This is a genomic window from Methylobacterium sp. FW306-05-D (assembly GCF_058782155.1).
The window spans coordinates 1-22,267 of sequence record NZ_JBYSXL010000071.1 but is presented as its reverse complement, the minus strand read 5'-3'; the positions used below and the strand labels follow the sequence as shown (position 1 = coordinate 22,267).

Genomic DNA, 22,267 nt, shown 5'->3' with positions numbered 1-22,267 from the left:
GACCCTGGTGCCGGCCTTGAACCCGAGTGACACGGTCGTGCTCGACAACCTGCCCGCCCACAAGGTCAGCGGCATCCTAGTAGCATCCAGGTTTGGAACTCGGCCTCCCTGGCCGAGCGCTACGTGCTCAGGTGCGCCCGCCCGTGCTTCATCTCGTGCGCCTGGGCGCGATACCGCGCGGGGTGCCGGGCGCGCGTCTGGAGGGGGTACCAGGGGGGAACACCGCCGCACCAATCTGTCGATGCCCTCAGAGATTTTTTCGGTAAAACAAAGCTGCCTTCAGATCTTATGAGGCTACAGTGCGCTGCCAATTAGCTTGGCCCCAGCGGGCCATCTCCGTGAGCCGCACGGCATGAGCTACACGGACTGCATCGTGCGCCTGCGCATCACCCTAAAACGACACCAAGCCACCTGCCTGACGCACTGTTGAGGTGCCACTACGGTCGCCCTCAAGGGGCTTCATAGGGCCATCCACGCATCACTCAGAGCGATAGGGAGACCCGTCCTTGTGGCTCTGAATGGCCACGTCTGCCAATCCACTTTAATCCGATGCCATTAGCTCCTCTCTAAAATTTGTATATCCACCCGCGCTTTCGCTCTACGTAAGTATCGGACTTCCAGAGCTGGTTCTGTGAACAATATGAAATTTCTATCTGATATGAGTATTGACGAGCATGTCGATTTGAAATCTGTATACCCCTGCTTGGGCTTCGAATCATTCAGTGCCCATGGGAGGTTCGGAAGCTATGGTCGGGTTGACTCGTCTCAATGAGCCGCAGGTACAAGTTAACGCACAGCCTGGGAACTTGAACGTTGATACGGCTAATGGCTATCAGGGAGATGCCGTTGGACTGTTGTTTTCTAACGGTCAAGGCGCGGTGGTTTTCGAAGATTTCTTCGCTTTCAACGATCAAGATATCCAGGCGCGATTCCTGAGTTCTGTGGATGCTCGGCCAACCGGCGTGCAATTCGCGCCGCCCGGCCTTGGATTTCTCAACGCAAACGAAGGTGATCCCAGCGCAGCCGTACTCGCTAATTTGGCCGATCCAAACATACCCCAAAATCGAGGTTTGGTGGTTTGGGTAGAACAAGCTGCTGCCAATAATTTCGATATTGTCGGGCGCCTAATCACGGCAAACGGAGATACACTTAACGCTGCTCGCTTTATCCTAGCTAATGGTGCTGATGATCAACGTGCACCAGATGTCGCTGCGCTTCCTAACGGTCGATCCGTAGTTGCATGGCAGAATAACAACCTTGGGACCATTCAGGCAGAGATCATTGGTGCTGACGGACAAACAATCTTCGTAAATCCTTTCAGGGTCGATACTCAGGGCGGCATTTTCAGCCCATCTACCGCACCGGTTGTTGCTGGTCTGACGAACAGCAATTTTGTCATAGCTTGGGTTGGCGCCGATGTAAGTGGCGCTGGTATTCATGCTCAAGTCTTTAATGGGCAAACTGGGGCTAAGATCGGGAACGAAATTGGCACCGCTGATAACGCACTGAATTTCATCCGATCCGGGAACCAAGATCAGGTTGCCATCACGGCTCTTAGCAATGGAAACTTCGCGGTTGCATGGAGAGATGACAGCACGCGCGCGGACATAAACGGTGCCTTCGATACCAGCGGCACTGCAATCAAGGTCCGAGTTTTCGATGCAGCGGGCACACCGCTAGCGGTCAACGGTCAGAACGATATCTTGGTCAACACCGCGACCGCTGGCGATCAATCTCAACCATCCATCACTGCCGGACCCAACGGGGGGTTTGTCGTAGGTTGGACCGATGCGAGCGGGTTGGCAGATTCTGCCGGAAGGCTGGATGCGTTAGGGACCGCAATCAAAGCTCAGGCCTTCGCCGCTGATGGCTCCAAGCTTGGAGGAGACCTCCTCGTAAATACGGTCACGTCGGGCAACCAGTTCAATGTCGATCTCACGACCGGTTCGAACGGCGTCATCCTTGCGACCTTCGATGATCTCAGCGGTCAAGTCGATGCAGGTGGGCAGACCGTTGATCCCAGTGGTGGTGGCGTACAGGCGGTTCGGCTTCGAGTTGATAGTGATTCTATATCTCCCACCGTGTTCGTTTCAGTAAATGACTCTGACCTTACCCCAGGAGAAAGTGCTAACGTAACTTTCCAGTTTAGTGAAAAGGTGGCGGGCTTCACAGCTAGCGACGTTGCTGTCAGCCAGGGTACTCTGAGCGCCTTCACTCAAGTCGACGGCGATACCTTCACTGGCGTTTTTACACCGAATGCCAACTTCAAGGGCAGCGGTACCATTTCCGTGGCAGCCGCAAGTTACACGGATGAAGCTGGGAACGCCGGCTTTGCGGGGCAGACATCAGTCAACATCAGGACTGCTTCAGTCCAAGCGGAGGAAGTGTATCGCTTTTTTAATACCAAGACGGGCGGTCACTTCTTCACCATCTCGGAAAACGAACGCAACATCGTTCAGACAAGTGACCCTGTGTACAAACTTGAGGGCGTAGGCTTCGGTGCGCTTGAGAATAAATCCGTTGCGGGCGCTGAGGAGGTCTATCGCTTCTTCAACACCAAAACTGGTGGTCATTTCTTCACCACCTCTGAGTTTGAGCGGGACCAAGTCATTCAAACCAGCACGGACTACAAACTCGAAGGTATTGGCTTTTACGAGTTCGAGTCAGACCAAGGTAGCAGCACCGACGCTGTGTATCGCTTCTTCAATACCAAAACTGGTGGTCACTTCTTCACGAGTTCTGAGAACGAGCGAAACATCGTATCTAGTGCAGGAGGAGACTACAAGTTCGAGGGTATTGCTTTCTATGCTCCTGACGCTGGAACGCATCTGCTAGTTTGACCACAGTACCTAGGATTTAAGGATCACCCGTTGGCGACCCTATGAAGGCGCTGGCTGTATCAAGAGTTGACCGTCAATTGTGGTCTGGGGTTGAGCCTCGTCCATGGTTGGCGGTTTCTCACTGTGGGAGGCAGATCACCGTCCCGATACAGTTCTCTGGCATTCGATTCCCATGCGCTCCGTCCAACTCGCCCAGCTGTCAGCTTATGCTACAGTTTCGCGCTACAGGAGTGCCGTCAGATATCTGCTAAGTTAATGAAATTAAATGATTTGATAGGTTGAAGTGGTGACCTGACCGGTATTTTGGACCGAGCCGAGTGAGCGACTGTCTTGCCGGTCAAGCGGTTTGCCATGGCGTTCCGTCCCTCAGGATGGCGTTGAGGATGGTGATCAGCTTCCGAGCGGTGGCAATCAGAGCAACGAGCTTGGGCTTGCCGGCCGCGATGAGCCGGTCACGGAAGGTTTTCAGCGCGGCGTTGTGACGGCTGGCCACCATGGCCCCCATGAATAGCGCCTTGCGGACAGGCGCGCGCCCGCCCGCGATAAAGCTTCTACCGCGCCACTGACCGGATTGCCGCGTCCAGGGCGCCAGACCGACCAACGCGGCGACTTGCTTTCGGTCAAGGCTTCCCAGCTCGGGCAGCTCTGCGATCAGGGTTCGCGCGATCGTTGGTCCGACACCAGGCAGAGAGGTCAGAAGAGTCGCCTTCCTTCGCCATGCAAGGGACCGATCTACCGCTGCATCAATCGCGCGGTCGACCACACCCCGCTCCTGCTCCAACGCCTCTATGACGCGCCGGACGCTGTCTCGAATGCAGGTTGGAGCTTGGCTCGCTCGCTGCCGCTCAGAGGCGATCAGTCCTACGAGCTGCCGGCGTCTCGTGACGAGATCAGCCAACGCCTAAGTCCTGGCATCGGCCTGTGCGCGAATGGGCGGATTGGTGGCCGCCACGAACCGGGCGATCACGGTGGCGTCGATGCGGTCGGTTTTGGCACGCTGTCCCAACGCGTGAGCGAAAGCACGGACCTGTGCTGGATTCACGATCACGGTTGGCAGCCCCCAGGTGGTGAGAGAGCGTGCCACCCTGGCTTCCAAACCGCCGGTCGCCTCAAGGACGACGAGCTTCGGCTTCAGAGACCGGAGGCGTTCGCACAGCTGCTCCACGTCCTCCGTCGTACGATTAACGGCGAAGTTTGCCCCTGTGGGATGAACGTGAATATCGAGGCGGTCACGAGCCACGTCGATCCCGACAACAGGAGCGTCCATCTGATCCCATCCTTGCGCAAACGGGCTTCGCGTTGAGCGGCCCAAGCGTCTGTTCGGGTTCGATGGAACGGCGGGCGAGGACCCTGGCTCACTTGCGGGCTTGGTGGCCCCAGAGGCTAACGGTCTCTCACCCGCCACCGCGCCAAGGAGCATACCCGACGCGGGCATGATCAAGTTACAAGAGGCTACTGCATGGTAGCGGCCATGGGCAGCCGGAAGGCCAGATCCGGGAAGGTGACAGGCGCGAGCGGCTGGTAGCCCAAGGATGAATGCGGCCGAACGCGGTTGTAGGTATTCTGCCAGATCTTAATCACGGTCTGTGCCTCCTTCAGCGAGTAGAAGATTTCTTGGCGTAGGCGCTCGTCCTTCAGCTTGCCATTGAAGCTCTCACAGTAGCCATTCTCCCACGGCGATCCTGGTGCAATGTACTGGATCTGCGGGCCGGTTTTGGCGACCCACTTCCGCAAAGCCTTCGCGATCATCTCTGGGCCGTTGTCGCAGCGGATGTTGTCTGGGATGCCATGCAGGCACATCGCATCGGCCAGCGCCTCGATCACACCCAGACTGTTGATGCGCCTCGCGACCTTGAGCGCTAGGCAGGCGCGACTGTGCTCGTCGATCAGCGTCAGGATGCGCAGGCTTCGCCCATCATGGGTCTGACCCTGCACGAAGTCGAAGCTCCAGACGTGATTGCGATGGAGCGGCCGCAGCCGCACGCAGGAGCCGTCGTTCAACCACAGCCGGCTTCGCGGCCGATGCTTTTGCGGAACCTTGAGCCCCTCACGACACCAGATCCGCTGAACCCGGTCTTTCCCCACCTGCCACCCCGCTGCCTGCAGCAGCGCGGTGGCGCGGCGGTAGCCATAGCGTCCGTACTCGGACGCCAAGGCGACGATGGCGCGGGTCAGCGCATCCTCGTCAGCCGGTACCGTAGGCACGTAGCGTTGCGTGCCTCGGTGCTGACCGACGATCCGGCAGGCGTGGCGCTCCGAGAGGCCGTACTTCTCCTGGATCGAGTCGACGGCCTGCCGGCGTCGCTCCGGGGCTATAAGTTTCCCGCGGCGACGTCCGCCAGCACCTGACCCTCCAAAGACAGATCAGCCACGAGCCGGCGCAATCGCTCGTTCTCGCGCTCCAGATCCTTCATTCGACGGGCCTGATCGATCTGCAGGCCGCCGTACTCCTTGCGCCAGCCACAGTAGCTCTGCTCGGAAATCTCGGCCTCCTTGCAGGCCAGCGCCAAACTCTTGCCCTGGGCCGTCTGCACCTCGATCTGGCGCAGCTTCAGCACCACCTGCTCCGCACCCGTCTTCTGACCTCGCTTCATGCCCAGCTCCTTCGGTCCTGGCTGATCCTCTCAATCAGCCCGGTCCAAAGCCAGCCGGTCAGGTCAACCTCTTCCGCCATCACTTCGCTAGAGCATTGTCCGATCGGATTGAATCGATTGGGGTTTTGAGAGCGACGCAGATGTGATTCGACGCCCGGCTTTCCAGGAGGAGAGCCGGATGCCCTCAGCCCTGTCAGCCGATCTGCGTGAACGCGTCGTGCTGGCGATCGAGGCAGGCGCCTCACGCCGGGAGGCCGCCCGACGCTTCGAGGTCAGTCCTGCCAGTGCCGTGCGTTGGCACGAGGCCTTCGTGCGGGAAGGCCGCACACGGGCCAAGCTGATGGGCGGCGATCAGCATTCGCACGCCATCGAGGCCCATTCCGACCTGATCCGTCAGACCTATGAGGCCAAGCCTGAACTGTTCCTGCGCGAGTTGCGTGCCCGACTGGCCGAACATGGCCTGCTGGTCGGGGCGAGCAGCCTATCCCGCTTCTTCAAGCGCCACGGCATCACACGTAAAAAAACACCGGCCACGCCGCCAAGCAGGATCGGGAGGACGTGAATGCGGCGCGCCTGGCCTGGTTCGAGGGCCAGCCCGACCTCGATCCGGACAGGCTCGTATTCCTCGACGAGACCGCGACCAACACGAAAATGGCGCGTCGCTACGGACGGGCTCCGCGTGGTGAACGCTGCCGGGTGGCCGCACCGTTCGGGCACGGGAAGACCATCACGGTCACGGCGGGGCTGCGGGCCAGCGGCCTGACGGCGACCGCACTCTTCGACGGCCCCATGACTGGGGTCCGCTTCCGCCGCTATGTCGAAGAGACCCTGGTGCCGGCCTTGAACCCGAGTGACACGGTCGTGCTCGACAACCTGCCCGCCCACAAGGTCAGCGGCATCCGCGAGCGCATTGAGGCGGTCGGGGCCCGGCTGCTTTACCTCCCGGCCTACTCGCCCGACTTCTATCCGATCGAACTCGCCTTCGCCAAGCTCAAGGCCTGCTTGCGTGTCCAGGCCGCTCGCACGGTCGCGGACCTCTGTGACACCCTCAAGCAAGCCTTCGAGCGCTTCACACAAGTCGAATGCCGCAACTACCTGATGGCCGCAGGCTACGATGCCTTCGATCCGACCTGATCGGATGCAGCTCTAACTCGCGGTCGTGGAGACACCATACGCTGATCGGATGCCGCTTAAAGCCGTGATATGACCCGCGAGGAGCGAATGATGCGCGTCGCTCCATGCGCAAACACCGCTCATCGGATCAATTTTTAAAGCCGATCCTAGCATATAACATACAATACATATTTATAAATTAATGTATTGATCAACTTTCTTCTTCTCCATCATGATTTTATGAACAAGATATACGTAACACTCAGTCTCTGTATCTAAATCTATAAAAATTATTAGCGTAATATACATATTATGAATATGTATATCGCTTCACGATATTTATAGATGACAATATTCTAGCGAGAATTTTACGCAATAGTTCGTGTCCTTTCTGAACTATGATTGAATATCAGCTATATTTGCGAGTTATATAATTTTCTTCAGAGTAAGATATTTCAGTTTTAAACTTGAATAATCTTGCCAGAGAGAAAATCTCACGTGGAGATAGGTTGACCTCGTGATCATCGGCTGGTAGTCACCGGGGTTAATTAAAAGTCTGTTTTACCTGGGACCTGCCAAGTGAAATTTTTTTTAAAATCACGACAAAAGAGTGTCGTTCGCAGATACATTGAAAGTATATTTGACGATCACTACTACACTCTAAACTGTGGAGAAAACATCTCGCCTACATCCGCTTTTAAGCATTTTATGGAGGTAGGGGACCGGAAGCTTCTCAGTCCTAGCCCATTATTTAATCCCATTTGGTACCGGCAGTCTGCCAATTTAGATGCCGATTCAACTACGTCACTACTTGAACACTATCATAGCAATTACCCAAACTATGACCCCCATCCGTTATTTGAGACGCGCCTGTTCATGGCGTTCGTGAAGCGCGTGAAGGACAATCCGCTTGTCGATTATATTTCTTATACGCAAACAAACCTCAGCAAAGAAAATCGGCCTTCAGTTTCACCTTACTTCGATGCAAATTTCTACGCGACGCAAAATCCGGATGTAAATCAAGCAAAAATCGATCCGCTGTTACATTATCTTACATATGGCTGGCGAGAACAAAGGAATCCAAGTCCCTACTTTGATCTCCCTTGGTATCTCAATCGATACCCTGACATCCCTCGTGCTAATATCGAGCCACTGCAGCATTTTCTGTCTGATGGAATGGCAGAGGGGCGGCAGCCTCACCACCTGATTGATTTGGATTACTATTTATATGGCGCACCCGATGTCCGCGCCGGAAAAGTTCAGCCGTTTCGCCACTTCATAGAGTTTGGCGATCGTGAAGGACGATCACCCCACCCTCTTTTCGATCCTGCGTTCTATCGCGCGGCGCATCCAGATCTCGTCGGTGATAAGCCATTCGCTCACTACGTAGAATATGGAGCTTCTCATTTCCTAAGTCCTTGCCCGGCATTCGATGCAAAGTACTATTCTTGGCATTATCCTCATGAGTCATCTGATCCATTAAGGAGTTACATGCTCGCTCCTCCAAACGAGCGGCCACATTTCCATCCTTTAATAGATGGATATTATCAGCAGGCCACCTCCAGAAACTGCGCTTCGGGAACAAGATCGCTGACCGACTATGTGCAATTTCGTTCACATTTTGCCGTCGAGAACCTGACGCGCGGCGCAACTACGACCCCACGCCCTCTACAAGCCGCTACAAGCCGTGCCCTGAAGAACGCGGCGGTGCTTCCTGCACAGCAAGCCAAGCTCTCCGTCATCATTCCCTGCTACAAGTCAAATCTAGTTTATCTTGACGCCTGTATCGCCAGTATCATCAGCCAAACCTATCCTTACTGGGAACTCATTCTTATCGATGACGGCTCTCCCGATAAGACGACATGGAAGGCTCTCAAGAAATATCAGGAGCAAGACAATCGTATTAAAGCACTAAAATTGGCTAAGAACCGTGGTATCTCAGGGGCAACAAACGAAGGCGTCAATCAGGCGCAGGGCGACTACTTGGTATTCATTGATCATGATGATGTGATTACGCCAGACGCTTTTGAGGAGATGCTGAAGGCCATTAGTTCAGATGATGCGGATGCAGCGTATTCCGACCAAGCCTTCATCGGGACTAACAATGCGATCGAACCACCAAACTTGAAGCCGGATTGGTCACCGGCCCTCTTCGCAGGAGTGATGTATGTAGGGCATCTGTTGGTGGTAAAGACGGAAGTAGCAAAGGGGGCAGGTCTCTTCAAATCCGAATTTGACGGCTGCCAGGATTTTGAGTTCATGCTTCGCGTCGGCGAATGCACGAAGAAGATCGTCCATGTGCCGAAAGTCCTTTATTATTGGCGCCGTTCGGAGGGGAGCGTGGCCTCCGACTCGAATGCGAAGGGTAAGATCGAGTTTAAACAAGCTCGTGCTGTACAGGATCATTTCGACCGAATCGGCTTTCCGGGCCGAGCAGTTCCAGATGAACGCGTCCCACATCGCCTGAGGTTATATCCGCGATTGGAACGGGAGGTATTCTCCGTTGACGCTATTGTTCAGGGACCACTCGTGACGTCGATCGCGGACATTCGGTCCAGACTGAAAAAGGCCGGAGCAAATATTCGTCATATCGGTATTGTAGATTGGAATCACACACCCGCGGATTGTACGACTGCAGGCACCGCGCCTTGGCTTCTCTACTTGGATTCGCGGGCAGATCTGGTCGATCCAAACTGGCTCCGACATCGAATTATGCACGCCTCTCAGCCCGACGTCGCTTTCGTGGGCTCGCACATCTTTCGTCCCACCGGCGCCATTCTTTCGGCCGGCCTCGTCACCACGCCGTCCCACGGCCCTCGCGAAGCCTATGTAGGATTTCAGGACGGACAGGACGGAACGTGGGGAACTCTGTTCTGCGATCGCGAGGTTTCCGTTCTCGGCGGGACCTGTACTTTGGTGGCGCGCGAGCGGCTGAAGGCGATCGGCGGACTTTCTCCGTCCTACGTCACCTGCGAAGGGGCGATACGAGACGCCTCGTATCGCGTGACCCTGCGCGGTCTGCGAAACATATCAATCGCCGCGCGTCAGGTGGAAATAGAACACCCGAACGATCAGATGAACCTACCTTCGGAAATCGACCGGCAGATCTTCCTGGACGTTCACCGAGATACGATCTCCGCCGAAGATCCCTATTATAACGTCAATTTCGCTCGTGACAGCACCAATTTCTCGTTAGCTTAGAAGAAAATCATGCGAATTGCACTCATTTCACACTGCAATTTTCTTGGCAATAGTGCCATGCATGTCTTCAGCATGGCCGAAGAACTGCAGAGCATTGGTCATGATGTAGTTATACTGATTCCAGATAGCATTGAAACCGTAGAACGCCATCGTCCTCCGAGCTTTCCGATCATCCTCTATCGGGAGGCGCTCGAAAGTGATCTGCCTTTCAGAGAAGACGGAAAGGCAGAGATCATTCACTGTTGGACCCCGCGCGAACACGTGCGAAAGGTGACCGAAGCTTTGGTCGAGAAGGAAGGCTGCGCGTATATTTTACATATGGAGGACAACGAAGAGCAAATACTCACCGATGAGCTGCAAAATATTGACTTTGACCAGTTAGCAGATCTTCCAATTCTGTATCAAAATCTCTTAGTCAATGACTATCGAAGCCATCCGACGCACTACCGCAGGTTCGCTGAGCAGGCGGCCGGGTTCACGGGACTAATCGATCGCCTTTTGGAATTCAAACCGGAGCATGTTCCAGGTACGGTCTTCTGGGCCGGCTTTGATAGCGAATTTGAAAATCTGCCGAGTGACGCCGGCAAATTGCGCTCGCAGTACAAGATCAGCGAAGACGATATTATTGTCTTCTTCAGCGGCAATGTTCACCAATCCATAGCCAGGGATGTACGCAACCTATACCTCGCGGTCGCAGCTTTGCGCGCTCGGGGCCGCCGCGTACGGCTTCTCCGCACGGGGTGGGATTACGCCGGACTGGATCTGCCCCCCGAGGTGAGGCAGGGAAACGCTTTCATCGAACTCGGTTTTGTGGATCGCGCAGAGATCCCGACGCTTCTAGCGATGTCCGATCTGCTCGTTCAACCGGGACGAAGTGATCCATTCAATGATTTCCGATTTCCATCCAAATTGCCCGAGTATCTCGTTTCCGGAAAACCTGTGATCCTGCCGGCCTGCAACATCGGCAATGCTTTGAAGGATGGACAGGACGTCATCAAACTCTATGACGGGTCACTTACAGAACTGATGTGCGCCATGGAGCGGATGCTTGACGAGCCAGGTCTCGCTGCTCGTTTGGGTGCGTCTTCCAGGCGATTTGCGTTAGATAACCTGAGATGGTCTCGTGCAGCCAAGATCGCGTCGGATTTCTATCAGCAGGTCGCCACTTTCCAGGCGGCGCCAACGAATGGCCCGGTCGATCAACCCGTCGCGCGCCCGGTTTCGTCCGGATCCTCCCACCCGGTCGATCTTATCGGTTTCTATCTACCCCAGTTCCATCCAATTCCTGAAAATGACGAATGGTGGGGCAAGGGGTTCACCGAATGGACCAATGTGATTAAAGCGAAGCCGCAAATGTTTAACCATCGGCATCCAAGAATGCCGGCGGACCTAGGGTTCTACGACCTGCGCGCAGTTGAAACTATGCACGCACAGGCTCGAATGGCAAAGGATTACGGACTGAACGGCTTCTGTTTTTACGTATACTGGTTTGAGGGGCGCAGACTCCTCGAACGGCCAATCGATTTGTGGCTCGAAAAAGGGCCTGATTTTCCTTTCTGCATTTGTTGGGCGAATGAGAACTGGAGCCGCCGCTGGGATGGGTCTGATTCTGAAATCCTCATCTCTCAGGAGTACGCTGCAGGGTTCGAGGAGCGCTTCATCGTCGATTTTCTGCCTGTGCTCACGGACTCCCGCTACATAAGAGTGGATAATGCACCCATCCTGCCGATCTACCGAATTACCGAATTTCCAGATCCCGTTGCGAGCGTAAAAGCCTTCCGTGCGGCGGCGGCAAAGCACGGCATCCCACAAATCCATATAGTGATGATGCAATCATTCGGTTTAAGCGATCCTAGGCCCTACGGATGCGACGCCGCGATTGAGTTCTCTCCGCCTCATACGAATCGCCTCCTATTGGATCCAGCCTTCATCGACGGTGTCTATCCCGACTTCGCCGGGTATATAGAGGATTATGTCGGGGTCGCGACTCAAAGCATCAATGCGCTGCCGACGGATTATGTTCGGTATCGGGGATGCTTCCCGATGTGGGACAATACCGCGCGGCGCAAGAATCGTGGGCACATCTTCGTCAACGATGCGCCGAAAGCTTACGGTCGATGGCTCCGTTTCCTGGTCGAGGAGGCGATGACACGACGCGATAAGATCAAGCCGATGGTCTTCATCAACGCCTGGAATGAATGGGCAGAAGGCGCCTATCTGGAGCCCGATGAGCATTATGGCCACGCTTTGCTGGAGGTTACCCGTTCCGCCCTGGCACATGGCGTTGCCGATTATGCTCAGGGAGGATCGAATCCGGAACGCGAGCGCCAGTTCACCTATTCCGTTTCACGTTTGCCAAAAATATAGTAGCGCTGCGCGCTGAATCGTTCTGGGTTGTACGGTCAAGGCGCAAACGACTCCATAGAGGTGTGTGGAATGGCCTGGACCATCCTGCATGAGCGTACCTCGTGCCCCGTCTTGGCAGCCGATTTGGTGGTCAAAACTGACGGGTCCACAGCGTGACATTCCAGGTCGATGAATGGGCGAAGTTCGCTCTGGAGACATCCAAATGCACCGATTTCCGTCGAAGTCTAATGTACTCCAGTTTTTGAAGGATATCGGTGTCACGTTTGGGGCAATCGTGGATGTCGGGACGCATGCTGAAACACCCGAACTGAAGCATGCCTTTCCGGAAAACCGGCACATACTTTTTGAACCGGCCCAAGAGTTTTTTCCTAGAATTCAAGAGAACTATAAGGGGCTGGATTGGGAGCTGTTCCCTGTCGCGGTCTCTGATAGCGACGGTGAGGGTCGATTGCGCAAAGTCGCGATCACAGGGGGCGAAATTTCCCATTCGAAGCTCGAGTACGATACGACAGACGAGCAAGCGCGTGCGGAGGGCGATCTTGGCATCTTCGATATTCCTACTGTTCGGTTGGATACGTTTTTCAAGGACCGAAACGAGCCAAAGCCGTACCTGTTAAAGATTGACGTCGATGGTTTTGAGATGCCCATTCTGCGGGGAGCAGAAGGTATCTGGAGTGATATCGATCTTATCATCATTGAAGCAACGTATGATACGCTGCTCGATCGTCTCGAATATATAGCGAGACGGGGCTTTCACCTCTTGGATATCATCGACCAATGCTACTATGCAGGGACATTGTCTCAGGTCGATCTGGTGCTCGTATCGGACCGGTTACGCCGCGAAAATCCGCGTCTGCGGCCGTGGGAGACGGAAGCTTTCGCGTGGGAAAAATGGGTTCCTGTTACTAATTATGAGTCCTTCTTGTTGGAGAAGCAAAAGCAATCTGAAGTAAAAGAACTTTCGGCCGCGGGCTCTGATAGCCGTTCAGGCTTACAAACATCTGCCCGTGAAGCTATTGAAGTTTCTGATTTGGTCAATCGAGCCGCAAATTCTTCGCTATTTAACAAAATTGCAGTCATTGAGGCTTGCAAAAACAATCCTTTTCAACCGGGCCTGGTCTGGCATCCGTCCATCTTTGGATCGATGATGCAAATTGATTTACGCGAGACTGTCGCTCAGCAAATCTATCTCACTGGTGCTTTCGAGCCCGATATTCTTTGGGTCATGACGTGTCTGGTGGAACCTGGAATGTCGGTCATCGACGCAGGCGCTCATATCGGCTTTTTCACTCTGGCCCTCGGCCACCTCGTAGGACCGAACGGCAGGGTCGATGCTTTCGAGCCGACTTCTACAACCAAGGTCCACCTAGACACCAACGTTCGTAATGCGGGCTTCGAGCATGTCTTCACTCACCCCTTAGCGATCTGGAGCGAGCCGACAGAACTTCAGTTCCACGATCTGGGATCGGCGCTCAGCGCATATAATGGCGTGAGTGCGCCCCGCCTCCCGCCGGATGTGAAAGTCTCCGATATTAATCTTCATTCCGTTTCAGCCACGAGCATTGATCACTTCGTTGCGCAGAGCGGCAACAAGCCAAGCCTCATCAAGCTGGACGTCGAATGCGCAGAGTTTTCCGCAATCTCAGGAATGACGGAAACGTTAGCGACAGCCAAGCCGATCGTCATCGTCGAGATCGGTGATTTTCCTGGCACAGATGCTCCGTCGACCTACGAAACTTTGCAGTTGCTGATTCGATCGGGGTATCAGATCTTTACTGTCGAAAAATCGCAAATCAGATCTCATATCGCGCAAGACCGCCCTTACGACTATGGCAATGTCTTAGCCGTCCACCGCGATCGCATTGACGAGCTTAAATCGAAAATATCGTGCGTCGACTAAGCTCGCATAGCCAAATTCGAGATCGCCAAGGAACTTCCTGATTTATGAATCCCTCATTTAATCTTTCGGGCAAACGCGTCCTCGTCGCAGGGCATCGTGGCATGGTAGGCTCGGCGCTTGTGCGTCGGCTCGCCTCCGAAGACTGTACGATCTTGACTCTCGGTCGGGATGCGGTGGATCTGCGTCGTCAAGCAGAGGTTGAGCGCTGGATGGGGGCTGAACGGCCGCAGGCCCTTTTTCTAGCCGCGGCCAAAGTCGGCGGAATCGTCGCCAACGATACCTCCCCGGCCGATTTCCTCTACGACAACCTCATGATTGAGGCGAACCTCATCCAGAGCGCCCACGCGACGGGCGTCGAGAAACTTCTGTTCCTCGGCTCCTCCTGTATCTATCCAAAGATGGCGACCCAGCCGATGACGGAGGAGGCGCTCCTCACCGGCCCGCTCGAACCCACCAACGAGTGGTATGCGATTGCGAAAATCGCCGGGCTAAAGCTATGCCAAGCCTATCGCCGGCAGCACGGTGACGATTTCATCTCCGCTATGCCGACGAATCTCTATGGGCCGGCCGACAACTACGACCTCCAGAGCAGCCATGTCCTGCCTGCCCTCCTTCGCAAGGTGCACGAAGCCAAGCGCGACAACCGTAGGTCAATCACGCTTTGGGGGACCGGAACCCCATTCCGGGAGTTTCTCCACGTGGACGATCTCGCCGATGCCTGCGTTCACCTGATGAAGACGTATTCGGATGGAGGGCCCGTCAACGTGGGCTCGGGCCAGGAAGTTACCATCCGCGCTTTGGCTGAGGCCATCGCAGCTGCGCTCGGGTGGAACGGGCAACTTGTCTTCGACACGACGAAGCCCGACGGCACGCCGCGTAAGCGCCTCGACACTACACGCCTCGAAGCTCTCGGCTGGAAACCACAGATCGGCCTGCGCGAGGGAATCGCCGATGCCTATAGGTGGTTTCGCGAACATCATCCCGAAGCCTGATACGGCTAGCGTCGGGTAGCTGCCGGTTGCGGACTCCGCACACCGCCCGGTTCTTCGGCGCACAAAATTTTTTGAGATTCTTTTAGGAGCGACGCATGTCCACGACGCAGAAAACGGCTCTGATCACGGGCGTCACGGGACAGGATGGTGGCTATCTCGCAGCCCTGCTGCTTGAGAAAGGCTACATCGTCCATGGCATCAAGCGCCGGTCCTCGTCCTTTAACACCGGGCGGGTTGATCATCTCTACGATGATCCTAGGTTCGCGCCGACCGACTTTCACATGCACTACGGTGAACTGACGGATGCCACCAATCTGATCCGGATCATGCAGGAGACCGTGCCGGACGAGGTCTACAACCTCGGTGCCCAAAGCCACGTCCAAGTCAGCTTCGAGACCCCGGAATACACCGCCAACTCCGACGCCGTGGGCACCCTGCGTATCCTGGAAGCGATCCGCATCCTCGGCTTGAGCCAGAAAACACGCTTCTACCAAGCCTCGACCTCCGAACTCTACGGAAAAGTACAGGAGGTGCCGCAGCGTGAAACCACCCCGTTTTATCCGCGCAGTCCTTACGCCGTTGCCAAGCTTTATGCCTACTGGATCGCGGTGAATTACCGCGAGGCCTACGGTATGCACGCATCGAACGGCATCCTTTTCAATCACGAGAGTCCGACACGCGGCGAGACCTTCGTCACCCGCAAGATCACCCGCGCGGTCGCGGCGATCGAGGTGGGACGCCAGCCGACGCTCTTCCTCGGCAACCTCGACGCGATGCGCGATTGGGGGCACGCTCGGGATTACGTCGAGGGCATGTGGCGCATCCTCCAGCAGGAATTGCCGGACGATTACGTGCTGGCCACGGGCGAGATGCACTCGGTGCGCGAGTTCGTGGAGCGCTCTTTCGCGGTTGTCGGCCGGACGATCGTGTGGGAGGGAAAGGGGGTCGAGGAGCAGGGGCTCGACGAAAAGACCGGCCAAGTTCTGGTCAAAATCGATCCCGTTTACTTTCGGCCTACGGAAGTTGACCAACTCCTTGGCGATCCGACCAAGGCTCGCGAAAAGCTCGGTTGGACCCACACTGTGACGTTCTCGGAGCTTGTGGAAGAAATGGTGCGTTCCGATTTGGCGATCGCTCAGGCCAATCGGTAGAGGACCGTTCCTACTAATTAGTGACGTCGCGCTGGCCGCCACCGCAGACCATCCCGTGTGTCGGCCAGCCAGAAAACCGATGAAGTCGAAAGCGGCTATCTCTGCCCTACTGCACCGGCACGCCGTTCGTAGAAATCATCTCGAAAGTCTCACATACAGTGGTAAGCTTTCGGAGATCGCAGCCTCTCGGAATGGGCTAGGTAGGACTTTGGAGGGCGTACTTAGGCGATCGCGTCAATTCTGAGGTCTAATTTCCACCAAAGAAGCGGGTGGTGAGCACCACCGCCAAAAATCGATAGCTCTGGAAAGACGCCGGTAGGTGGCGGATGTCATTCGTAAGGATATCAGGGTCGTTTGAGCGTCAGGCTTGCCGGATCGTCGTCCAGCCTCAGGGCAGCAACGCGACCGACCTACCGTACTGGCTACCGAAGATGTGCCGATAAGCATCATCATCGCCCTCGCGTTTGATCAGAGGCGCTACGGCGATCGCTGTATCGTCGCGCGACCGCACACTAACGTGGACGTCAACGGAACCAACGACAAGCATACTCCCAAGATTTATTCTATTTAGACGCAATCCAATCAAGCAGTATAGATAATATTTAGTGCCTTCTTGTCTATTCTCTGCAGAATTAAATTATATCCGTGCCGTAGTGATATATAAATTATGTCTTATATATCTAACTGACCTTCTAATACGAGGATTTCAGGATGACAACATCGGCGCCGGACATTATCTATTTGATGAGAGCGATGAACATCCAATGGGTGCTGGATATTGGCGCCAATGTCGGGCAATTTGGATGCTCACTTATCGATCGGGGCTATCAAGGCGGACTGATCTCGTTCGAACCTACGACTGAAAGCTTTGTAGAGTTATCCGGGACGTCAGCCGCTCATGCAAACTGGCATTGTCTTCACTTAGCGCTTGGCGATGAGGATGGAGAAACAACAATACACGTTTCTGCCAATCGTGTTAGCAGCTCAATCCTGCCAGCGCTTCCTTGGTCAATTGAAGAACACGGTGCGATTGCTTCGGTGAAGCACGAAGTCACAACCATACGTCGCCTCGATACCGTTTGGTCGGAGCTTCCGCTTCCGAGCTCACCGGGCCCACTCATGCTTAAGATCGACGTACAGGGCTTTGAACCTCAGGTCCTTGCTGGCCTCGGAGACCGGTTGAGGGACGTCGATCTTCTCCTGTTAGAGGCCTCCCTGCTTCCGGTTTATAAGGGAGAAGCAGCGTTCGAAGACCTCGTCACCGAAATGCGTCGACGGGGAATGCACCCTGTTTGGATCGCCGCTGGCTGGGGAAGCGCGACAACCGGCCAGATCTTCCAATGCGATATCGCCTTTGCAAAGGAACCTTTAGTCAAAACCTCCATCTGACCCGACCGGCATCCTGTCGACCCGAGTTTTCCGTTTCCGGTCATCATTCTTTTTGTTTCGATACCTCAAGGCTGCTCACGGTGCTCGTGTCGATACCGGGCGCAACCTGAATACTGCTAATAGTGTGGACAGGAACGGACAAGCGGCAATCCGGACGCAGCGGAACTAGTAAATCGAAGCGAAATCGGCCGTTGGCGGCGCAGTTGCGTCGCGGCAATCGAGTTATGTCGGCTGGGAAGCCCATCTGGCGACGAGAGCCTGAAGTTCGGCCAAGAGTCGGCAGAAACGTCATTCGGTCATTCGGTGGTGGATGCACGGGGGGTGATAGCTTCATCAAGCATCTCAGCCTCCTTCATCACCAATGGAGAGAACGTCGGTCGAAAGTCGCTTACGATAGCCGACGTGATCTTGACTCTAATCCTGCTACGCAGCCCGGCTGGCCAGAAGACATAAATGATGCGAGGAGGGCGACGACGATCTCCGTCCACCACACGCCATCGACGGCTCCAACCCCATCTTGCCGCCGGCGGCGAGCGATGTCCGCTTTGAACCGTCGCTTTCGATCGTCGACTCACAGACGCAGGATTCGACCGATGTGCCTGTTGTTGCAGCAGTAATGGATTCGGACACGATCACCGGGCTCCCCTGCAGCGTCACCGCCGGTCCTTTCGAGCATTCCGCCTTCCTTCCCGAAGGTACCATTCGATGGACACACCGATGCGTAAGCTCCTTGCATTTGCACTTGCTGCCCTCACCCTGACTGGGACAGCCAAGGCAGATCAAACCGTCGACCTGGGCCGGATCGACAACAGCGACCGCGTGATGCCGCCGGGCGGTCCGCCTCCCGGCCGCTGGCAGGACGACCGCGACAAGGTGACGCCGGACAACATCGAGAACAGGGGGCAGGACTCGAGTAACGACGTGTCGAACATGCGCGTCATCCCGAGGGCAGATGCGGCGATCGGCACGCTGGCGAAGACACTGAGTCCGCTAGGCCCCTCGCAAGCCAATCCCTACGCCCCGGGCGCCTATCCGTCCTGGGCGCAAGGAGTCGGCTCACAATATGGCGGGTACACCGGCTACTACGACGTCAAGCCACTCGCGACCTCAAATCTCTACCTGCCGGGGGGCTCGACGACGCTATTCAACCCATTTACTTACGGCAGCCTGCAAACCGGTGGAGTGTTGACGCTCTCCACCAACGTGAACCGGCCGGGGTGCGTACAGGGGTTCACCCACCCGGGTCAGTCGGCCGGTTACGACGAGTTCGGGGCCTATGCGTTCTGTGCCCAGGTCGATAGTACCCCGCTGATGGCCAACGCAGCCGGTACCTTTACCGCGACCGGTTTCACGCCGTCCACGCCCATCGTCCTTTCAGACACCGTGAAGATCGGCGTCGGCATGTGGTTACGCACTGATGATGCGCCTGCTCAGTTCAATGGTCAGGTTACATCCTGGCTGACGAATGCGCAGGGCGCGGTGACTGCCATTACTGTCTCGGGCTGGTACAAGCGCGGTGCGGCTGGCGTGGCCGAGACCCCCAGGGGTACACACGCCTACCTAAACCCAAGGGACAAGATTTGGGGCGTACTCAACACGCCGTTTCAGAACGGCCTGATCGTCCAGGGCACCACAACGGCGGGCTCCAGCATCGTGACGATGGAATCCGTGGATGGGCTGTACCCCAACGGTCAGCTCCTGGAAGGCGTCGGCATCCCGATCAACGCCACCTTTGGCAACATCGACTATGCCGGGAAGCGCATCTTCCTGAATAAGACCGCCACCGCCAATGGCACCGTGCCCCTGACCTTCTCGAGCGGTACGGACAGCGGAAAATTTGTGGGCGAGGAGATCGATCTCTTCAACGCCGGTGTCGCCTTCACCCCGACGTGGATAGGCGACGTCACCGGCGACATCACAGCCGGCGACTATGTAGTGCGCAACATCACCGGCGGCATCCAGGCATGGCGCCCCGGCATCCTGATCTACGGGGCGGGTATCCCTGTCGGCACGGTGGTTACCTCGGTCAACATTGCGAACAACACGGCGACAATGAAGGCGCCCGCAACGGCCACGGCACTGGGTGTGGCACTTCGGGGTAAGAACCAGCTCGACGAAGGTGGTACTGGAATCGACTGTGCGGGCATCACGAAGAACTCCAACACCTGTTATCTGCAGCGCGGCAGCGTTTCCTACGGCTTCCTCTCCATGGGTGCGGGAGATACCTCATTTCTCGCGGGCTTCGACTACTTCGCCGCTCAGCCGCGCTTCGGCTTCCGCACCGACGGCAAGCTCAACGGCCATGCATCCGTGGCCGACTTCGCGGTCACCAACAACGACGCAGTCCTTTGGAAGGTGGACGGGGCCGGCAACGAAACGGCGCAGAGCGTGGACAGCGCCACCGGGTACAAGATCGCGGGCACGAGCGTCATCGATAATTCGCCCTGGACACTATACACGCCCATTGTCACATGCAACGCTGGCGCTATCAGTCGCCTAACCTCCGCAACCGGCCGCTACAAGAGGATTGGCAAGACCGTCTTCTGGCAGGCGCAGATCAACATTGCCGCCAAAGGTACCTGCTCGGCATCCCTGAACGTATCCACACCCCTCCCAGTCCACGGCGACTTTCCTTTGACCGGGCGGGACGGCGCAAGCGGAGCGGCGCTGGTGGGTATCCTTCCCAACGCGAACAGCAACGCCATTGTCCAGCGTTACGACGGCACGTTCCCCATCGTCGTGCCCGGCTCCAGCAGTGTCCTAGTCTCGGCAACCTACGAGACACAGTAGAGGCCATTCTCGGCGTTACAGCCTGAGATTACACTTCTGTAAATCTTTAGAATGTTACGCTGGATGCCGAGTTCCAAAGTCACCTCGGCGGGGTTGCAGTACGCATCGCAGAGGGTGAACACAACTGCGTGGGACACTACCCTCGTATCCGTTGAGCGTCGGGCTGTCTGCTGGGACGTCGCCGCAGTAGACAAATTCACTTAACTCAGTCAGACGCAGGCTTATCGCTTCGTTGAGGCAACACGGGACATAGTCTTGCCGAGAGCAGTCGTATTCCGCGGTCGTGGAGGCTTCCTGGCATGCAGGTGATCGAGACGGAGATTCCGGCGGTGCGGCGGGTGGTGCCCACGCGCTTCGGCGATGACCGCGGCTGGTTCTGCGAGACCTACCGGGCCGACATCCTGGCGCGGGCCGGCATCGCGGATGTGTTCGTCCAGGACAACCAGTCCTTCTCCGCCCCGCGCGGCACCGTGCGCGGCCTGCACTTCCAGCGCGCCCCCATGGCCCAGGCCAAGCTGATCCGGGTGCTGTCCGGCGCCATCCTGGATGTCGCCGTCGACCTGCGCCGCGCCTCGCCCACTTTCGGCCGGCACGTGGCCGTGCGGCTCGATGCACAAGCCGGCGAGCAGCTCTACATCCCCGTCGGCTTCGGGCACGGCTTCTGCACCCTGGAACCCGACACCATGGTGGCCTACAAGGTCGCCGGCGGGGTCTACAGCCCCGAGCACGACGGCGGCCTGCTCTGGAACGATCCGGCGCTGGGCATCGCCTGGCCGGTGAGCGAGGCCGAGGCCCAGCTCTCGGCCAAGGACCGGGTCGCCCCGCGCCTGGCCGATCTTCCGCCGCTTTTCTGAAGCTCTTGCGGCGCACGATTCTTGCGGCGGACGGCACGGCCGGCGCCGGTCCCGCGGCATCACCCCATCGCCGGATCGTCCATCCGATCCGGCCTCACGAGAGACCTTCATCCCATGCGCATCTTGGTGACGGGCGGCTGCGGCTTCATCGGATCGGCGCTCGTGCTGCACCTGGTGCAGGAGCGCGGGCACGAGGTGGCGACCCTCGACGCGCTGACCTACGCGGCCAACCCGATCTCGCTCCAGCCGCTGGCGGGCAACCCCAAGCACCGGCTCGTCGAGGCCGACATCTGCGACCCGCAGGCCGTGCACGCCCTCTACGCCGACTTCCGGCCCGAGGCCGTGATGCACCTGGCCGCCGAGAGCCACGTCGACCGCTCGATCACCGATCCGGGCGCCTTCATCCGCACCAACGTGGTCGGCACCCAGGTCATGCTCGACGGGGCGCGCCGCCACTGGGAGACGCTCGCCGGGCCCGAGAAGGCGGCCTTCCGCTTCCTGCACGTCTCCACCGACGAGGTCTACGGCTCGCTGCCGCCCGACGGCTTCTTCACCGAAGCCAGCCGCTACGACCCGCGCTCGCCCTACTCGGCCTCCAAGGCCGCCTCCGACCACCTGGCCCGCGCCTGGCACGAGACCTACGGCCTGCCCGTCCTGGTGACGAACTGCTCGAACAATTACGGCCCGCGCCACTTCCCCGAGAAGCTCATCCCGCTGATGATTCTCAACGCGCTGGAGGGCAAGCCGCTGCCCGTCTACGGCGACGGCCTGAACGAGCGCGACTGGATCCACGTGGAGGACCATGCCCGCGGCCTCGTGGCCGTGCTCGAACGGGGCCGGGTCGGCGAGACCTACCTGCTCGGCGGGCGGGCGGTGCGCAACAACCTCGCCGTCGTCAAGGCACTCTGCGCCGCCTTCGACCGCCTGCGCCCGGACCACGCCCCCCACGACCGGCTGATCACCTCCGTCGCCGACCGGCCCGGCCACGACCGGCGCTATGCCATCGACCCGTCCAAGGCCGAGGCCGAGCTCGGCTGGCACCCGACCCAGGACTTCGAGCGGGCCCTGGAGGAGAC

General features: G+C 57.1%; 12 protein-coding genes and 1 pseudogene. 11 read left to right on the top strand and 2 right to left on the bottom strand.

Features of this window, described 5'->3' with window-relative positions; all coding sequences use genetic code 11:
* Positions 1 to 746 precede the first annotated feature (746 nt).
* Positions 747 to 2,840, top strand: coding sequence for an Ig-like domain-containing protein (locus tag AC3WLN_RS19380; protein ID WP_492483990.1), 2,094 nt, complete (start codon positions 747 to 749; stop codon positions 2,838 to 2,840).
* Between the two features lie 337 nt (positions 2,841 to 3,177).
* Here AC3WLN_RS19380 and AC3WLN_RS19375 read toward each other — a convergent pair.
* Together AC3WLN_RS19375 and AC3WLN_RS19370 are read right to left on the bottom strand one after the other, a co-directional pair.
* Positions 3,178 to 4,107, bottom strand: a pseudogene (locus tag AC3WLN_RS19375) (IS110 family RNA-guided transposase).
* 185 nt (positions 4,108 to 4,292) lie between these two features.
* Positions 4,293 to 5,434 (bottom strand): IS3 family transposase gene (locus tag AC3WLN_RS19370; RefSeq protein WP_492483988.1). Its coding sequence is split into 2 segments (ribosomal slippage): positions 4,293 to 5,167 and positions 5,167 to 5,434, totalling 1,143 coding nucleotides; the frame shifts between segments, so codons are not numbered across the junction.
* A 178-nt stretch (positions 5,435 to 5,612) separates the two neighbouring features.
* Between AC3WLN_RS19370 and AC3WLN_RS19365 the strand changes: the two genes are divergently transcribed.
* The 10 genes from AC3WLN_RS19365 to rfbB all read left to right on the top strand — a co-directional run.
* Positions 5,613 to 6,568 (top strand): IS630 family transposase gene (locus tag AC3WLN_RS19365; RefSeq protein ID WP_492483986.1). Its coding sequence is split into 2 segments (ribosomal slippage): positions 5,613 to 5,952 and positions 5,952 to 6,568, totalling 957 coding nucleotides; the frame shifts between segments, so codons are not numbered across the junction.
* Between the two features lie 855 nt (positions 6,569 to 7,423).
* On the top strand, positions 7,424 to 9,748 hold the full coding sequence (locus AC3WLN_RS19360) for a glycosyltransferase (protein ID WP_492483984.1): 2,325 nt from the start codon (positions 7,424 to 7,426) through the stop codon (positions 9,746 to 9,748).
* Positions 9,749 to 9,757: 9 nt separating this feature from the next.
* The gene (locus AC3WLN_RS19355; RefSeq protein ID WP_492483982.1) at positions 9,758 to 12,115 is read left to right on the top strand and encodes a glycoside hydrolase family 99-like domain-containing protein; all 2,358 of its coding nucleotides are present in this window, start codon (positions 9,758 to 9,760) and stop codon (positions 12,113 to 12,115) included.
* 172 nt (positions 12,116 to 12,287) lie between these two features.
* On the top strand, positions 12,288 to 14,015 hold the full coding sequence (locus tag AC3WLN_RS19350) for an FkbM family methyltransferase (RefSeq protein WP_492483980.1): 1,728 nt from the start codon (positions 12,288 to 12,290) through the stop codon (positions 14,013 to 14,015).
* 44 nt (positions 14,016 to 14,059) lie between these two features.
* Positions 14,060 to 15,007 (top strand): GDP-L-fucose synthase, encoded by a 948-nt coding sequence (gene fcl / locus AC3WLN_RS19345; RefSeq protein ID WP_492483978.1) that lies wholly within the window; start codon positions 14,060 to 14,062, stop codon positions 15,005 to 15,007.
* 95 nt (positions 15,008 to 15,102) lie between these two features.
* Entirely contained in the window at positions 15,103 to 16,158 is a 1,056-nt protein-coding gene (gene gmd / locus AC3WLN_RS19340; protein ID WP_492483976.1) for a GDP-mannose 4,6-dehydratase, read from the top strand.
* A gap of 711 nt (positions 16,159 to 16,869) precedes the next feature.
* Positions 16,870 to 17,547, top strand: coding sequence for an FkbM family methyltransferase (locus AC3WLN_RS19335; protein ID WP_492483974.1), 678 nt, complete (start codon positions 16,870 to 16,872; stop codon positions 17,545 to 17,547).
* Between the two features lie 705 nt (positions 17,548 to 18,252).
* Positions 18,253 to 20,337 (top strand): hypothetical protein, encoded by a 2,085-nt coding sequence (locus tag AC3WLN_RS19330; RefSeq protein WP_492483972.1) that lies wholly within the window; start codon positions 18,253 to 18,255, stop codon positions 20,335 to 20,337.
* A 299-nt stretch (positions 20,338 to 20,636) separates the two neighbouring features.
* Complete coding sequence (gene rfbC, locus AC3WLN_RS19325; RefSeq protein WP_492483970.1) at positions 20,637 to 21,191, top strand: dTDP-4-dehydrorhamnose 3,5-epimerase; 555 nt, start codon at positions 20,637 to 20,639, stop codon at positions 21,189 to 21,191.
* A gap of 114 nt (positions 21,192 to 21,305) precedes the next feature.
* Positions 21,306 to 22,267, top strand: a 962-nt coding sequence (gene rfbB / locus AC3WLN_RS19320) for a dTDP-glucose 4,6-dehydratase (protein ID WP_492483968.1), incomplete at its 3' end; no start/stop codon positions are given.

Coding starts and splice junctions, on each gene's coding strand:
- AC3WLN_RS19380 (WP_492483990.1), top strand. CDS start 747: ATGGTCGGGTTGACTCGTCTCAATGAGCCGCAGGTACAAGTTAACGCA.
- AC3WLN_RS19360 (WP_492483984.1), top strand. CDS start 7,424: ATGGCGTTCGTGAAGCGCGTGAAGGACAATCCGCTTGTCGATTATATT.
- AC3WLN_RS19355 (WP_492483982.1), top strand. CDS start 9,758: ATGCGAATTGCACTCATTTCACACTGCAATTTTCTTGGCAATAGTGCC.
- AC3WLN_RS19350 (WP_492483980.1), top strand. CDS start 12,288: ATGGGCGAAGTTCGCTCTGGAGACATCCAAATGCACCGATTTCCGTCG.
- fcl (WP_492483978.1), top strand. CDS start 14,060: ATGAATCCCTCATTTAATCTTTCGGGCAAACGCGTCCTCGTCGCAGGG.
- gmd (WP_492483976.1), top strand. CDS start 15,103: ATGTCCACGACGCAGAAAACGGCTCTGATCACGGGCGTCACGGGACAG.
- AC3WLN_RS19335 (WP_492483974.1), top strand. CDS start 16,870: ATGACAACATCGGCGCCGGACATTATCTATTTGATGAGAGCGATGAAC.
- AC3WLN_RS19330 (WP_492483972.1), top strand. CDS start 18,253: ATGGACACACCGATGCGTAAGCTCCTTGCATTTGCACTTGCTGCCCTC.
- rfbC (WP_492483970.1), top strand. CDS start 20,637: ATGCAGGTGATCGAGACGGAGATTCCGGCGGTGCGGCGGGTGGTGCCC.